The sequence below is a fragment of the Streptomyces sp. NBC_01116 genome (assembly GCF_041435495.1).
Lineage (GTDB): Bacteria > Actinomycetota > Actinomycetes > Streptomycetales > Streptomycetaceae > Streptomyces.
Genome location: NZ_CP108644.1, coordinates 681,087 through 695,731 on the forward strand (window position 1 = coordinate 681,087; position 14,645 = coordinate 695,731).

14 protein-coding genes are annotated in these 14,645 nt (G+C 73.3%); 7 read left to right on the forward strand and 7 right to left on the reverse strand.

What is annotated here, in order from left to right:
* Positions 1 to 59: 59 nt before the first annotated feature.
* From OG245_RS02755 to OG245_RS02770, 4 genes are all read left to right on the forward strand, one after another.
* Positions 60 to 476 carry an ATP-binding protein gene (locus OG245_RS02755; RefSeq protein ID WP_371621941.1) on the forward strand — a complete coding sequence of 139 codons (417 nt, stop codon included), beginning with the start codon at positions 60 to 62 and terminating at the stop codon, positions 474 to 476.
* A 153-nt stretch (positions 477 to 629) separates the two neighbouring features.
* Positions 630 to 3,014 (forward strand): FHA domain-containing protein, encoded by a 2,385-nt coding sequence (locus OG245_RS02760; protein ID WP_371621942.1) that lies wholly within the window; start codon positions 630 to 632, stop codon positions 3,012 to 3,014.
* Between the two features lie 9 nt (positions 3,015 to 3,023).
* Positions 3,024 to 3,854, forward strand: coding sequence for a hypothetical protein (locus tag OG245_RS02765; RefSeq protein WP_371621943.1), 831 nt, complete (start codon positions 3,024 to 3,026; stop codon positions 3,852 to 3,854).
* A gap of 6 nt (positions 3,855 to 3,860) precedes the next feature.
* On the forward strand, positions 3,861 to 4,880 hold the full coding sequence (locus OG245_RS02770) for a serine/threonine-protein kinase (protein WP_371621944.1): 1,020 nt from the start codon (positions 3,861 to 3,863) through the stop codon (positions 4,878 to 4,880).
* A gap of 14 nt (positions 4,881 to 4,894) precedes the next feature.
* On the opposite strand, the gene OG245_RS02775 is transcribed toward OG245_RS02770, so the two are convergent.
* A complete protein-coding gene (locus tag OG245_RS02775; RefSeq protein WP_371621945.1) occupies positions 4,895 to 6,181 on the reverse strand; it encodes a streptophobe family protein in 1,287 nt (428 codons plus the stop codon).
* A 235-nt stretch (positions 6,182 to 6,416) separates the two neighbouring features.
* Between OG245_RS02775 and OG245_RS02780 the strand changes: the two genes are divergently transcribed.
* Positions 6,417 to 7,736 (forward strand): DUF6777 domain-containing protein, encoded by a 1,320-nt coding sequence (locus OG245_RS02780; RefSeq protein ID WP_371621946.1) that lies wholly within the window; start codon positions 6,417 to 6,419, stop codon positions 7,734 to 7,736.
* 97 nt (positions 7,737 to 7,833) lie between these two features.
* Here OG245_RS02780 and OG245_RS02785 read toward each other — a convergent pair whose 3' ends face one another.
* The 4 genes from OG245_RS02785 to OG245_RS02800 all read right to left on the reverse strand — a co-directional run bounded on the left by OG245_RS02785 (position 7,834) and on the right by OG245_RS02800 (position 10,705).
* Entirely contained in the window at positions 7,834 to 8,190 is a 357-nt protein-coding gene (locus OG245_RS02785; protein ID WP_371621947.1) for a YkvA family protein, read from the reverse strand.
* 87 nt (positions 8,191 to 8,277) lie between these two features.
* Positions 8,278 to 8,544 carry a WhiB family transcriptional regulator gene (locus OG245_RS02790; protein WP_371621948.1) on the reverse strand — a complete coding sequence of 89 codons (267 nt, stop codon included), beginning with the start codon at positions 8,542 to 8,544 and terminating at the stop codon, positions 8,278 to 8,280.
* A 141-nt stretch (positions 8,545 to 8,685) separates the two neighbouring features.
* Entirely contained in the window at positions 8,686 to 9,789 is a 1,104-nt protein-coding gene (locus OG245_RS02795; protein ID WP_371621949.1) for a PP2C family protein-serine/threonine phosphatase, read from the reverse strand.
* A gap of 82 nt (positions 9,790 to 9,871) precedes the next feature.
* Positions 9,872 to 10,705 (reverse strand): Scr1 family TA system antitoxin-like transcriptional regulator, encoded by an 834-nt coding sequence (locus tag OG245_RS02800; protein WP_371621950.1) that lies wholly within the window; start codon positions 10,703 to 10,705, stop codon positions 9,872 to 9,874.
* Positions 10,706 to 10,937: 232 nt separating this feature from the next.
* Between OG245_RS02800 and OG245_RS02805 the strand changes: the two genes are divergently transcribed.
* Positions 10,938 to 11,303, forward strand: coding sequence for an ATP-binding protein (locus tag OG245_RS02805; RefSeq protein ID WP_371621951.1), 366 nt, complete (start codon positions 10,938 to 10,940; stop codon positions 11,301 to 11,303).
* Between the two features lie 159 nt (positions 11,304 to 11,462).
* On the opposite strand, the gene OG245_RS02810 is transcribed toward OG245_RS02805, so the two are convergent.
* Complete coding sequence (locus OG245_RS02810) at positions 11,463 to 12,179, reverse strand: ribonuclease H (protein WP_371621952.1); 717 nt, start codon at positions 12,177 to 12,179, stop codon at positions 11,463 to 11,465.
* Positions 12,180 to 12,385: 206 nt separating this feature from the next.
* Here OG245_RS02810 and OG245_RS02815 point away from each other — a divergent pair, with 206 nt between their 5' ends.
* Entirely contained in the window at positions 12,386 to 14,284 is a 1,899-nt protein-coding gene (locus tag OG245_RS02815) for an ABC transporter ATP-binding protein (RefSeq protein WP_371621953.1), read from the forward strand.
* A gap of 57 nt (positions 14,285 to 14,341) precedes the next feature.
* Here the strand turns inward: OG245_RS02815 and OG245_RS02820 are convergent, their stop codons facing one another.
* A complete protein-coding gene (locus OG245_RS02820) occupies positions 14,342 to 14,611 on the reverse strand; it encodes a hypothetical protein (RefSeq protein WP_371621954.1) in 270 nt (89 codons plus the stop codon).
* Positions 14,612 to 14,645: the final 34 nt, after the last annotated feature.

Below are 14,645 nucleotides of genomic sequence, written 5' to 3' on the forward strand. Positions count from 1 at the left end.
ATGCCGTTTCGGGGGTACCCGAACTCCAGCCAGAAAGCTCACGCGACGGGGTGGAGACCATGGACGACCGCATTCTGATGACACTTTCACCGGACGGCGAGACCCGTACCGACTTCGTCTGCCGGCCGGAGAAGGCCGCCGACGCGCGGGACGCGGTCAGCGCCTTCGTCGCTCGGCTGCATCCCTCGCCGGCCTCGCACACGGTGCAGAACCTCCTGATCCTCGTGTCGGAACTGGTCACCAACGCCGTCCTGCACGCGGGGGCCGTCACCGCACTGTGGCTGACCGCCGACCGCAGGGGCGTCCACGTCCGGGTCACCGACCCGAGTCCGGCGCACCCGCAGGACCGGACGCCCGATCTGACCGGTCTGAACGGCGGTTTCGGCTGGCCGATGGTCCAGCGACTGGCCCAGGAGGTACGGGTGCGCGAGGCGGCGGGTGGCGGGAAGGTCATCCTCGCCACCGTGCTGCGCTGAACGACCGTGCCGCACTGAACGGCCCACAGCGGCCCCGATGCCCGGCGGCAGCAGCCCCGATGCCCCCTCGGCAGCAGTCGAGACGGCCTGCGGCAGCAGTCCCGATTCCCCTGCGGCGGGCGCCGATCGTTACGTATCGGTAGAATTCAGGGCATGGGAGAGCGGCCTGCGACGCCGACTGCGCCCGAACTCGTTCTGGAGACCGATCTGGGCTCCACGGTGATGAGTCCGAGCCGGGACTACCATGTCGGGCGCGACCCCGAGTGCGATGTGGTCATCGACGACATCCGGGTCTCCTGGCACCACGCGATCCTGCACCCCGAGGCGGGTCACTGGACGATCGAGGACGAGGACAGCACCAACGGCACGTACACCGGCGGCCGGCGCATCCGCGCCACGGACGTCGGCGCGGGCAGCGAGATCCGCTTCGGCAATCCGAGCGACGGGCCGCGCGCCGTCCTCCTGGGCCGGGAACCTCCCGCACCCGCCGCCGCTCCTTCCCTCTCGTCCTCCGCCGCCGACCGGCCGTCGGCCGTGTCGATGCCCGCGGCGACCGGCACGTTCCGGCAGCCGACGACGGTACGGCCGCTGCCCGCGAAGACCGTGCGGATCGGCCGCGACGCCGGCAACGACCTCGTCATCGACGACCTCGTGGTCTCCCGCCACCACGCCGAACTGCGCGCGCTGGCCGACGGCTCCTACGAGATCGTCGACCTCGGCAGCCACAACGGGACCTTCCTCAACGGCCGGCCGGTCACCCGGGGCCCCCTCGGCCCCGGTGACATCGTGGGCATCGGCCACTCGGCGTTCTGCCTGGTCGGCGACACCCTCCAGGAGTTCGTGGATACCGGTGAGGTCTCGCTGGACGTCCAGGACCTGGAAGTGACGGTCGGCCGGGCGGGCAAGGGCGGCAAGACGCTGCTGGACCGGATCTCCTTCCCCGTCGGCGAGAAGTGCCTGCTCGGCGTGGTGGGACCCAGCGGCGCGGGAAAGTCCACGCTGCTCAACGCGCTCACCGGCCAGCGCCCGGCCGACAGCGGCACGGTGCTCTACGACGGCCGTGACCTCTACCGGGACTTCGCCGAGCTGCGCCAGCGCATCGGCCTCGTGCCGCAGGACGACATCCTGCACGCGCAGCTGACCGTGCGTAAGGCCCTCGGTTACGCCGCCGAGCTGCGCTTCCCGCAGGACACCGCGAAGGCCGAGCGGCAGGCGCGGGTCGCCGAGGTGATCCGGGAGCTCGGCCTCGAAGAGCGCGCCGACCAGCCGATCCACTCGCTCTCCGGCGGCCAGCGCAAGCGGGTCAGCGTGGCCCTGGAGCTGCTGACCAAGCCTTCGCTGCTCTTCCTCGACGAGCCGACCTCGGGGCTCGACCCCGGTATGGACCGCTCGGTCATGCACATGCTGCGCGGGCTGGCCGACGACGGCCGTACCGTCATCGTCGTCACGCACAGTGTGCTGAGTCTGGAGGTCTGCGACCGTTTGCTCGTCCTCGCACCCGGTGGGCGCATCGCCTACTACGGTCCTCCGGAGGACGCCCTCGCCTTCTTCGGGTTCGAGGAGTGGCCGGAGGCGTTCGAGGCGTTCGAGAACGACCGCGACCGCGACTGGGCGGCCACGTACGCCGACTCGCCCTTCCACCGGCAGTACATCGTCAATGCCTCGGCGCAGCCGCAGCTGCCGCCCGCCGCGCCCGGAGTGCTGGTCGCCCCGCCGCCGAAGACCCGTAACTGGGGTGCGCAACTGCGCACGCTGGTGCGCCGGTACGCCTCCGCGCTGAGCGCGGACCGGACCTTCCTGATCATCATGATCGCGCTGCCCTTCGTCATGGGAGCCATGGCCCGCGCACTGGCGGGCAGCCGGCTCACCCAGGAGACGGCGATGAACGCCCTGCTGATCCTGTGCGTCGGCGGCGTGCTGACCGGAGCGGCCAACGCGGTACGGGAGTTGGTCAAGGAACGGGTGATCTACCAGCGGGAACGTGCCGTCGGGTTGTCCAGATCCGCGTATCTGATGTCGAAGATCGTGGTCCTCGGGACCATCACCGTCCTCCAGGCCGTGGTCCTGACCCTGGTGGGACTCGTGGGCGTCGACCTCGACGCACCCGGCGGCGAAGGGGTCTTCCTGCCACCGCTGGTGGAGATCACGCTGGCCGTGGCCCTGTTGTCCTTCACCGCGATGATGCTCGGCCTCCTCGTCTCCGCGCTCGTGCGCAAGGAGGAGGTGACGATGCCACTGCTGGTCCTCCTCGCCATCGTCCAGGTCGTCTTCTGCGGTGCGCTGCTCAAGCTGAACGGGGTGCCCGGTGTGGAGCAGCTGTCGTGGCTGGTGCCGTCGCGGTGGGCACTCGGGGCGATGGCCGGAACGATCGATCTGGCGCGGACCGTGCCGGGCGACCTGACCTCCGATCCGCTCTTCGGACACTCGGCCGGGGTCTGGCTCCTCAACATGGGCATGATGGTCGTCCTCTCGCTCGTCTTCGGATACGTGGTCACGAAACTGCTGAGGCGGCACGAGCCCGCGGTCATGCGGAAGTGAGGCGGTTCCATGGCGACCCCGGAATTCCGCCCCACGCACGTCGTCCCGCCGGACGGTCTCCCGGCCTGGGAGTCTCCCGACGTCGCCCGGCCCACCGACCCGCTGGACGCCCTGCTGCCGGTGCAGTTGTGGGAGCGGCGCGGGGACTGGGCGTACGTAGCCTGCTCCAACGGCTGGTCCGCCTGGGTCGACGGGCGGCTCCTCGTCTCCGTACCGCGGACGCCTCCGGCCGCCGGGCAGCCGCTCGCGCGCACCGCGGATCCGCGACCGCTGCTGGCGAGGGCGGAGGAGTCGCTGACCCGGTACCGCCGCGCTGCCCAGGACCTGGCCGAGGGGCGCAGCGACGGGGAGGGCTTCCGGCAGCGGACGCGGGGGCTGCGGGTGGGGATGGTGGTCGACGGGGAGTCGGTGTGGCTGTACGACGCCGAGCACGAGCGGTGGGTCTTCTGCGACGGGACGCGGCTCAGTACGTACGCGTCCCGGACGGGCCCGGGAGCGGCGGACCCGGCGTCCGGGGAGGCGGAGGCCCCTGACCCGGCTCCGGGCCCGACCTCGGCGCCGGCTCGGTCCCCGGCGTCGGCCCGCGCTCCGGAGCCCCCGCGGATGGCGACCGGTGAGAGGCCGGGGCCGGAGCCGACCCGCGTGGTCGCGCCGGAGGGCCCCGAGCCCACCCGTGTGGTCGTCGGCGACGAACCCGAACCCACCCGCGTCGTCACCGCCGACGAGCCCGGACCCGACCGAGTGATCCGCCCGGACGGCCCCGAACCCACCCGGGCGATCACCGTCGCCGGGCCCGACGATCCGCCCGGCGGCGGGACGTCGGGGAACGCGGGGCGGTGACGGTCGGTGGCGCCGCCGCCTCCCTCGCACGACGCCGGGCTGCCCACCGGGCGCGAGGACGATCTCGTCGGCAAGCGGATCGCGAGCTATCTGGTGGAGGCGGAGATCGGCCGCGGCGGCATGGCGGTCGTCTACCGTGCCAAGGACCTGCGGCTGGACCGGATCGTCGCGCTGAAGCTGCTCGCCCCCGAACTGGCCCGCAACGACACCTTCCGGCAGCGGTTCACGCACGAGTCACGCGTGGCGGCCGCGATCGACCACCCCCACATCGTGCCGGTGTTCGAGGCGGGCGAGACGGAGGGGCTGCTCTACATCGCCATGCGGTTCGTCGCGGGCGCCGATCTGCGGGTCCTGATCGACCGGCGCGGACCGCTGGACCTGACCGCCGCGGTCCGGATCGCCGCGCAGGTCGCCTCCGCGCTCGACGCGGCCCACGACCACGACCTGGTGCACCGGGACGTGAAGCCCGGCAACATCCTGGTGGCGGCGGGCACCGACAGCGACCATCCGGAGCACGTGTACCTCACGGACTTCGGGCTGACGAAGAAGTCGCTGTCGCTGACCGGGTTCACCACGGTCGGCCAGTTCGTCGGCACCCTCGACTACGTGGCGCCGGAGCAGATCTCCGGGCGGCCCGTGGACGGGCGGTGCGACGTGTACAGCCTCGCCTGCGTGGTCCAGGAGACCCTGACCGGTGCGCCGCCCTTCCAGCGGGACGACGACATGGCCCTGCTGTGGGCCCACCAGTACGACCCGCCCGCCCCGCCCAGCGCGCTGCGACCCGGTCTTCCCGAAGCCGTCGACGTCGTACTGGCGAAGGCGCTCGCGAAGTCCCCGGAGGACCGTTACGAGACCTGCCTGCGGTTCGTCGCCGCGCTGCGGGCCGCGGCGGCGGGCCTCCGGCCCGGCGAGCACGCGCCGACCCGGGTGGACGCCCCGGCCGGTTCCTGGTCGGCCGCCCCCGAACCGCCGCCCGCGCCGCCCCGCTGGGCCGAACCGGTGTTCCCGGACCTCGGCCGAGTCTGAGGAGAAGCGTCGGTTCAGACGCCGGGTCCCGCGTCGGGGACCTCGCCGCGCCGGTGCACCCGGGAGGCGGCGAGACCGCCGACCAAGCCGGTGACCAGGCCCCACAGCACCGCGAACCCGAGCACGGTCCACAGCTTCGGGCGCAGCGACACCTCTCCGCCGAGTCCGCCCCCCAGGTCCCCCAGGCCCAGCAGGGACAGCCCGTAGTGGGCGGAGATCCGGGCGGTGAGGCAGATGAGCAGCACGGTCAGGGTGAGCGCCACCGCCATATGGACCGCGTGCTGCCACAGCCGTGTACCGGCGGGCGACCGGGCCGCCATGAGGAAGGCGGCGGCGAGCACCAGCACGGCGACGACGACCACGAGCCAGCGCACGCGCCCGTCCTGTTCGGCGAGGGTGCTCAGGTTCAGGGTGGAGAGGTCGGGGGTGCGCAGGACGGAGTCGAGCACCTGGGGCATGGGCAGCCCGAAGGGGCCGTCCACCTTGCCCTCCCAGGACGCGCCCAGGCCGATGGTGAGCGCGAGCCAGACCAGGTTGGGCAGCCCGAGGAGGAGCACCGCGGCGGTCTCGGCGGGGTGCCCGCGCGTGATCATCACGACGATTCCGGCGACGACGCCGATCGCGACGCACGCGAGGAGCAGCGCCACCATGGCGTACGCCGCCGGGCGCACCGCTTCCTGGAAGCGCAGCAGCCGGGCGGGGAGCGGGGCGCGGCGCGAGACGAGCAGGGCCAGCACGAGGACACCGGCCAGCCACAGCAGCCCGAAGACCAGGGTGAGGGGGATCTCCGCCCGGAAGCCGACCTTCGGGTCCTCGCCGAGGAGGTCCCCGGCCCCGCCGCCCGTGAGGTCCTCGGCCGAGAGGGTGAAGGTGTGCCGGGCGATCAGCGCGAGGACGATCAGCGCGACGATCCACAGGGCTGCGACGCGGCCCGCCCAGCCGGCCAGTTCGCGGCCTCCGGCGACGGCCCGGTGGTGGAGCGGGCGGAGGAATCCCCGGGCGACCAGGAGTGCGCCCACCAGGGTCACCGAGAGCGGCAGGACCGAGAGGTCGGCCTGCGTCCCCACCAGCGAACCGGCGTCCCCGGAGAGCCCCACGGAGCCGCCCGCCGCCATCACCACCACCGCGGCGACGACGGCCGGGAAGGCGCCGCCCGGCAGCCCGGCGGCTCCGGCGGCCCACAGGCCCAGGGCCGCGGTCACCACCATGGCCAGCGCGCCGGTGAGGACCGCCAGGAGCGCGTCGCGCCAGCCGTGGGGGGAGCGTGCGCTGTTCTCGTCGTTACTCACCCGGACGTTCACGCCCCCACGCTAAGCAGGGTCCGACCGCTCCGCTCCCCGGAGAATCGACTCCCCGGAGAACCGATCCGGAGAATCCGCCACCCGGAGAACCGGTCCCTCCCTCCGCTTGCGGGAGCCACCGGGACGGGACAGACAATGATGCGAAATGCCCTGGATCGCCCACTGGTGTGCCCGGTACGGAAACGGGACCGGGCTGGGACGGTCCGGGCGGGTACCGACATCGGGAGCAGAGCCCGTGAGTGTCCAACCGCCGCCATCCGGCCGCCCCACAGGACCGCCGTCCGGCCCGCTCTCGGGCCCCTCGGACGCCGACAGCGCCCCGCCCCCTCCCACCGTGTCCGGCCCGCCGCCCAGCGGCGGAGACCACGACGGGCCTCCCGGCTCGGGCGGTTCGGGCGGCTCGGGTGGCGGCGACGCGGGCGGCTCCGGGGGTTCCGGAGGCCCCGGCGACCCGGGCAGCGGCTCGGGCGCCGCACCCGGCCCCGGACCGGACCGCCCCTGGTGGCGATCGGTGCCCCGGATCGCGGCGATCGTGACGGCCGTGGTCGCCGCGGTGGTGCTGGTCGTCGTCCTGACCCGGCCCGACGACGGCGGGTCGAAGGCGGGCGGCGAGGTGTTCCTCCAGCCGGCGGGCGAATCCGGACCGGACCCGTTCACGGAGTCCACGGCCCGCGAGAGCGAGACCGAGCCCGGCACCGCCAGCCCGTCCGTCACACCGAGCCCGTCGAAGACCGAACAGCAGGTGACGCGTGGCGTGGACGGCGCGGCCCCGGGTCTGTACGGGGGCACCCGCAAGGTCGCCAGCTGCGATGTGGAACAGCAGATCAAGGTGTTGCAGGCGGCTCCGGACAAGAACCGGGCGTTCGCCTCGGTCCAGGGCATCGAGCCGTCCGCCGTCCCCGGCTATCTGCGGGGGCTCACTCCCGTGACGCTGCGCATGGACACCCGCGTCACCAACCACGGCTACCAGGACGGCAAGGCCGACGCCTACCAGGCGGTGCTCCAGGCGGGTACGGCGGTCCTCGTCGACGACCGGGGCGTGCCCCGGGTGCGCTGCGCCTGCGGGAACCCGCTGCTTCCGCCCGTCGCCCAGGAGGACACTCCGCGGCAGACGGGGAAGGCCTGGCCCGGATACCGGGCGTCGGAGGTGGTCGTGGTGGACCCGTCGTCCAAGGCGGTGGACGAGTTCAAGATGGTCGATCCGGACAGCGGCGACTGGTTCACCCGTCCGGCGGGAGACACCGGTGGCAAGGACAAGAAGACGGATCCGCCCGGGAAATGCCCGCCGGGGTCCGACGACGACCCGAACCGTTCCTGTCCCCCGACCCCGGGTGAAGTGACGCCCCCGCGTGACGACCCGCCCCCGCGGAAGCCCGACCCCACGCCTCCGAACGAGCGCGAGCCGAACCCGGAGCAGGACACCGCGCCCGAGCCGGAGCCCGACACCGAGCCCGCACCGCCCGACGACCCGCCCAGGCCCGAGCCCGACACCGAGCCCGCACCGCCGGAGGAACCGCAGCAGCCCCAGGAGCCGCAGCCCGACACCCAGTCGTGACCCCTGCCCCGGAACCAGGAAGAGCAGCAGGAACAGCACCGGGAGCAGGAGCAGTGGGCCGACTCCCGGGCAACGGTGCCGCACACCGCCTGAGGGTCTAACGCACGGCGTCCGGCCGGGGCTCCGTCGGCCTCTCCGGCTTCGGAATCCCCTGCGGGGCGCCGGCCCCCTTCGCCGGCCCCAGCCCGGCCGACGCGGCGGCGGCGTGCAGCGAGCGCAGCGCCAGCAGCAGGAAGCCGATGTCGTCCAGGTAGACGGGGTCGGGCAGCAGGTCGACCGGTGACACGGTGTAGATGGCGGCCGCCCAGACGAGCGCCTTGCTGCGCAGCGGGATCCCGGCGTCGACCAGCAGCTTCCTGGCCTTGAAGACGCGCACCAGAAGCACGACGGCCGAGGCCAGCATGATCAGCACGGCCACGGCGCCGAGAACGAGCCAAACGGTGGTGGTGTCCATGGCTCATCGTGTACCCATTCCTCCCCGTACGACGAACCCGTGGCGGTGGGGTCACCGTTCGGGGCCGGGGAAGTACCGCGGTACGGGTCAGGCCGTACCGCGCCCCCGGGCCTCCGCCCGCCTGCGGCTGCGGCGCTTGAGGGAGCGCCGCTCGTTCTCGGAGAGGCCGCCCCAGATGCCGGAGTCCTGCTTGTTCTCCAGGGCCCACTCCAGGCAGGCGGCCTGTACGGGGCAGGTCCGGCAGACGGCCTTGGCCTCCTCGGTCTGGACGACGGCGGGGCCCGTGCTCCCGATGGGGAAGAACAGGTCCGGGTCCTCCTCGCGGCAGGCGGCGTGCAGGCGCCAGTTCTCCATGCTGCTCAACTCCGCTCACTCCTGATGTCGATGCGTCGTACGTCGCTTGCCGTACGTGTCTTCCGTGCGGGTGACCGCCGATCGGCGCCTCAAACCCCTGGCGGACACACCGTGTGGGAACACCGCCGCGCGGAGCGGCTCTCACGCGTACCGGTGGGCCCGGGGGCGGTGCAGGGCGAGGAGCGCCTGATCGTCCTGGATCCGGCCGCCGGTGTGATGCCCGACGTCCTCGATCAGCAGGTGGAGGATCTGGGCCGGGGAGGCCGGGTCGCCGATCAGCGCGCGGTGGTGGACGAGGAAGGGCAGCCGGACGGAGGCGTCGTAGAAGACCCCGGACTCGTCGCGGGCCTCCGTGACGCCGTCCGTGTAGCAGATGAGGGTGGCGCCGGGCGGGAACGGGAAGGTGTCGACCGGGGAGGACCAGGGCCCCAGGGCGCTCAGGCCGAGCGGAGGCGCCTCCTCGGACGGGCCGAGGACGGTGGCCCGGCCCTCGGCGTCCAGCAGCACCGGCGGCGGATGCCCCCGGTTGACGACGCGTACGGCTTCGAGGTCTTCGGCGAACTCGGCGATGAGCGCGGTGGTGAACCCCTCCTCCTGCTCCTGGCCGCCGCGCCGGCCGCCCTCGCGCAGGAGGGCCCGTTCCAGCGCGGCCACGAGGCCGGGCAGGTCCTCCGCCTCGTCCGCCGCGTACCGGAAGGCCCCCAGGTCCGCGCAGACCGCCCTGACCGCGCCCAGCCCCTTCCCCCGGACGTCCCCGACCATCACGCGCACCCCGTGCGGGGTGTCCTGGACGACGTAGAGGTCGCCGCCGATCATGGCCTCGTCCTCGGCGGGCACGTACCGGGCGGCGATCCTGAGCTCGCCGAGGCGCGAGGGGGGCCTGGGCAGGACGGCGCTCTGGGCCACGGCGGCGATATGGCGCGCGCGGCGCGTCCGGGCGTCCCGGCCCTCCAGGGCGCGGTGGATGAAGACGGCCAGCACGGTCACGGCCAGAAGGGTGAGCTGGTTGGCGACGCCCCGCTGCCAGCCGAAGGTGCCGTCGTGCCGGGCGAGACCCGCGTGGACGGCCATCGCGAGGGCGCCGGTCGCGATGATGCCGCGCAGGCTCAGGAGCGGCGCGGCGGCGACCGGGGCGGCCATCAGCAGGGGCGCGGATGTGACGTCCGTCGGGGTCACGAGGTCCAGCACGACGCCCAGCACGATGACCCCCAACGGGATCCACTTGGCCCTGCGCAGCTGCACCACTCCCCCACGCTGTACGGCGTCGGGGCCCGCCGCATCCCGGGCGACGGCCGGGAGTACGGGCCGGGCGTGCCGGGCCCGCGGGTCACTCCGGCAGCGGGGTCCCGGGGCCGGGTGCGGCGGCGCACGCGGCGTCCAGCCGGATGCGGTGGGCCATAACGGCCTCGGGGTCGTCGATGACGTCGACCCGGACGCCCGGGGTCTCCAGCACCGCCTGGTCCCCGATCTCGGGCGCGGGCACCCGGAGGATGTGCAGGGGCGGTACGCCGGTCAGGGGATGCGGCGGGTGGTCCATGGGCACCACCTGGACGGTGACGTGCTGCTCGCGCATCGCCTCGGCCAGCGCGGCCCGCTGCCCGTCCATGGTCTCCCGGTCGCCGACCCGCGTGTGGAGGGCCGCTGCCGGGAGCAGGGCCCACAGCGCGGCCCCGCGCTCGCGCATGCGGCGGCGGCGCTCCCGCAGCAGCTCGACGCGGCGGTCCCGGCGGGCGGGGCTGTCCTCGGGGTACTGCGTGCGGTAGAGCGCGGCGGCGTAGGCGGGGGTGCGCAGCAGTTCGGGCACCAGCGCCGGATGCCAGGTCCGCACGAGGCTCGCCGAGGACTCCACTCCGATGACGTCCTGCTGCCAGCCGTCCATCGCGTCCCGCCACCGGTGCCACCAGCCGGGCAGGTTCGCGGCGCCGAGCCCGGCCATGATGGGCTCCGCCACGGCGGGCGGAACGCCGTAGCAGCGGAGCAGTTCGCCGACCTGCCGGGCGTCGAGTCCGGTCTCGGCGCGCTCGATGCGCCGGACGGTGGCGGGGTGGACGTCCAGTGCGTCGGCCGCGGCCCGAAGGCTGATTCCGGCGCGTTCCCGCAGCATACGGAGGCGGACCGCGAGAACGCGGTGCTCCACCGTGGGACCTGAACGGGCTCGCATGCGCAGAACCTCCCTCGTCGAGCCCCGGGGCGGAGCATCACACACTCTGTCGCTTGCAAAGTATGCGTTTTGCGTCGAGAGTGCATACATGTCGGAAATAGTCAGTTGCGTGGAGCGTGCTCCCGATGACGGAGGTGTCCGAGGTGCCGGAGGTACCCGAGGCGCACACAGCTGGTGGGTTCCCCGATTGCCCGGGGGTGTTCCGGAGGCCCGGCACCGGGTCCAGGAGGCCATGCGGGCCTGGGGCGAACCGGCCGAACGGATCGAGGCGGCGGCTCTGATAGTGACCGAGCTGGTCACCAACGCCGTGCAGCACACCAGCACCCGGCGGATCCGCTGCCGGCTCCTGCGCTCCGCGGACGGCGTGCGCATCTGCGTGTGGAATCGCGGCCGGGCCCGGATTCCGGCGCCGGCCTCCCCCGGCGACTCGGCGGGCCTCCCCGTCGCAGGGGTCCCGGCGACGGGCGGCCGGGCGGACGACGACCCGCTCGACGGCCTGGCGGAGGACGGCAGGGGCCTTCTCCTCGTCGACGCCCTGGCGGCCCGCTGGGGCACGCGCGCCGCACTGGCGGGCCGCCTGGTCTGGGCCGACGTCTGATCCTCACCGCGACGCACGTGCGGCGACTGTGCGACACACCCGCGGCGACTGCGCGACGTTCCCCCGACGCCTCCGCGACCGACCGGGCCAGCCTCCGGGCGTCTCCTCCGGGCGCTTCCTCCCGACGCCCCCCACCCTCCACCCTCCGCCCTCGCGTGATCAGGCGGGAGCGGTGCGGCACTCCGGGTGACCCCAGCCGTTCGGGTTCTTCGCGATCGGCTCCTTGGCCGCGTACGGCTTTCCGCAGTGGCACCGGCCCGCGAAGCGCGCCGCGATCGTGCCGGTGGACCGCCCGCCCCGGGACGCGCCCGCGGCGCTCCGCCCCTTCGCGCCGCCGGACGGCGCCCCGGACGCCTCCGATCGTCCCTTCGTGGACCGCGCGGGCGCGGGCACCGGCAGAGCCGTGGCGCCGTGCGCCGTACCGGCCGGGCTCTGGGCCACAGCCGCCTCGCTGGCGGCCTGGTCGGCGATCGCGTTGAGCGGGTCGCCGTTCACCTGGTGCGCGGGCACATAGCGGAACGTCACCGAGCGCCCGGCGAGCAGGGCGTCGATGCGGGTGACCAGCTCGCGGTTGGCGACGGGCTTGCCGCCGGAGGTCTTCCAGCCGTTGCGCTTCCAGCCCGGCAGCCACTTGGTCACGGCGTTCATGGCGTACTGCGAGTCCATCCGCACCTCGATGCGGGCCGCCGGACCAATGGACTCCAGCAGCTCCGCCAGCGCGGTGAGCTCGGCGACGTTGTTCGTCGCGGTGCCGAGCGGACCGGCCTCCCAGCGCACGGGGCTCCCCTGCGCGTCGGCGACGACCCACGCCCAGGCGGCCGGACCCGGATTTCCCTTCGACGCCCCGTCACACGCGGCGATGATGCACTCGTTCATCCCTTGATCATGCCAGCCCCTCATGACCGCCCCGACCGGCCGGACGATCGCCGCGAGCGGGGACGCACCGCGACGCCCCCCGCCCATCACGCTTGACCTCAACCAAACTTGAGGTCATAGCATTCCGAACGAATCCGGGGCCGCACGGCCCGCAGGAGCCACAGGCCGTCGGGGGAACCGGGGGCCGTCAGAATTCGGAGCGCCCCATGGACATGGAAGTCACGGCGTGGCATTCGATGCACAGTGCGATGAACGCCCAGCAGAATCGTCGGCCCTTCTCCCGGAAGGCCTTACGCCGCATCATGGTCTTCGCCCGCCCCCACAGTCGGCGGATCCACCGCTTCCTGCTGCTGAGCGTCCTGACCGCGCTGCTCGCGGTGGCCACCCCGCTGCTGGCCGGCAAGGTCGTCGACGCGATCGTGAACGGCGCGGACACCGGGACGGTCACCCGGCTCGCCCTGCTCATCGCGCTCATCGCCGTCGTCGAGGCAGGTCTCGGCCTGCTCACCCGCTGGCTGTCGGCGACGCTCGGCGAGAGCCTGATCCTGGACCTGCGCACCGCCGTCTTCGACCACGTGCAGAAGATGCCGGTGGCCTTCTTCACGCGGACCCGGACCGGCGCCCTGGTCAGCCGGCTCAACAACGATGTGATCGGCGCGCAGCGGGCCTTCAGCGACACACTCTCCGGCGTCGTCTCCAACGTCGTCACCCTGCTGCTGACGCTCGCTGTGATGCTCACGATCTCCTGGCAGATCACGCTGCTCTCGCTGGTGCTGCTCCCGGTGTTCGTCGTGCCGGCCCGCCGGATGGGGGCCCGGATGGCGGGACTCCAGCGGGAGGAGGCCGACCACAACGCCGCGATGGGCACCCAGATGACCGAGCGGTTCTCCGCCCCCGGCGCCACCCTGGTCAAGCTCTTCGGGCGCCCCTCCGACGAGTCCGCCGAGTTCGCCGCCCGCGCCGAACGGGTGCGTGACATCGGCATCCGTACGGCGATGGTCCAGTCGGCGTTCATCACCGCCCTCACCCTCGTCTCCGCCCTGGCACTGGCCCTGGTCTACGGGCTCGGCGGTTACTACGCCCTGCGCGGCAGCCTGGAGCCGGGAGCCGTCGTGGCGCTGGCTCTGCTGCTGACCCGGCTGTACGCGCCGCTCACCGCGCTGGCCGGGGCCCGGGTCGAGGTGATGAGCGCGCTCGTCAGCTTCGAGCGGGTCTACGAGATCCTGGACCTGAAGCCGCTGATCGAACAGAAGTCGGACGCCCGACCGGTGCCACAGGGCCCGGTCTCCGTGGAGTTCGACAAGGTGTCCTTCGGCTACCCCTCCGCCGAGAAGGTCTCCCTCGCCTCGCTGGAGGAGGTCGCCACGCTCGACGACCGGGGCGGCACGACGGTCCTGCACGACGTCTCCTTCCGTGCCGAACCGGGCCAGATGATCGCCCTGGTGGGCTCCTCCGGCGCGGGCAAGTCGACGATCGCGCAGCTGCTGCCCCGGCTGTACGACACGGACGCCGGTTCCGTCCGGCTGAACGGTGTCGACGTACGCGATCTGAGCGCGGACTCGATCCGGGACACGCTCGGCATGGTCACCCAGGACGGCCACCTGTTCCACGAGTCGGTGCGGGCCAACCTGCTGCTCGCCCGGCCCGACGCCTCCGAGGACGACATCTGGGACGCCCTGCGCCGCTCCCGGCTGGACGGTCTGATCGCCTCGCTGCCGGACGGGCTCGACACGGTGGTGGGCGAGCGCGGCTACCGGCTCTCCGGCGGGGAGCGCCAGCGCCTCACCATCGCCCGGCTGCTGCTGGCCCGTCAGCGGGTCGTGATCCTCGACGAGGCGACCGCGCACCTCGACTCCACCTCGGAGGCCGCCGTCCAGGAGGCGCTGGCCGAAGCGCTGGCGGGCCGGACCGCCCTGGTGATCGCGCACCGGCTCTCGACCGTGCGGGCGGCCGACCGGATCCTGGTCGTGGAGGCGGGCCGGGTCGTCGAGAACGGCACGCACACCGAGCTGCTCGCGGCCGGCGGGAGGTACGAGGAGCTGTACCGCACCCAGTTCGAACGGCCGTCCTCCGACGGGAAGAGGCCGGTCGAGCCGGTCCGCTGACCGGCGCCCGTCGCCCGTCGCCACGCCGTCCGGCCGGACCTCATCGGCCGGACGGCGTCAGCGCGTGCCCGTGCGGACGAGCGGGACCCGGTCGGCGGTCCGCAGCCGCCGCAGCGCGTGGCCGCCGCACCGGCGCCACTCCCTGGGCGACGCCCGCGGACGGTGCGCGCCGTTGGTGACGAGCGCGTTCACCGAGGTCATCGGGTCCGCCGCCATGGTCTTGGCCAGGAGCACGCCGACCACCAGCGGGAGCAGCGTGACGGCCAGGGCGGAGCCGGCGGTGGTGACGTGCTGGATGCGGGGGCGGCGCGGCGCTTCGGAGGTCATGCGCTCATCGAACAGCGGCCCGGGAACCGCGACA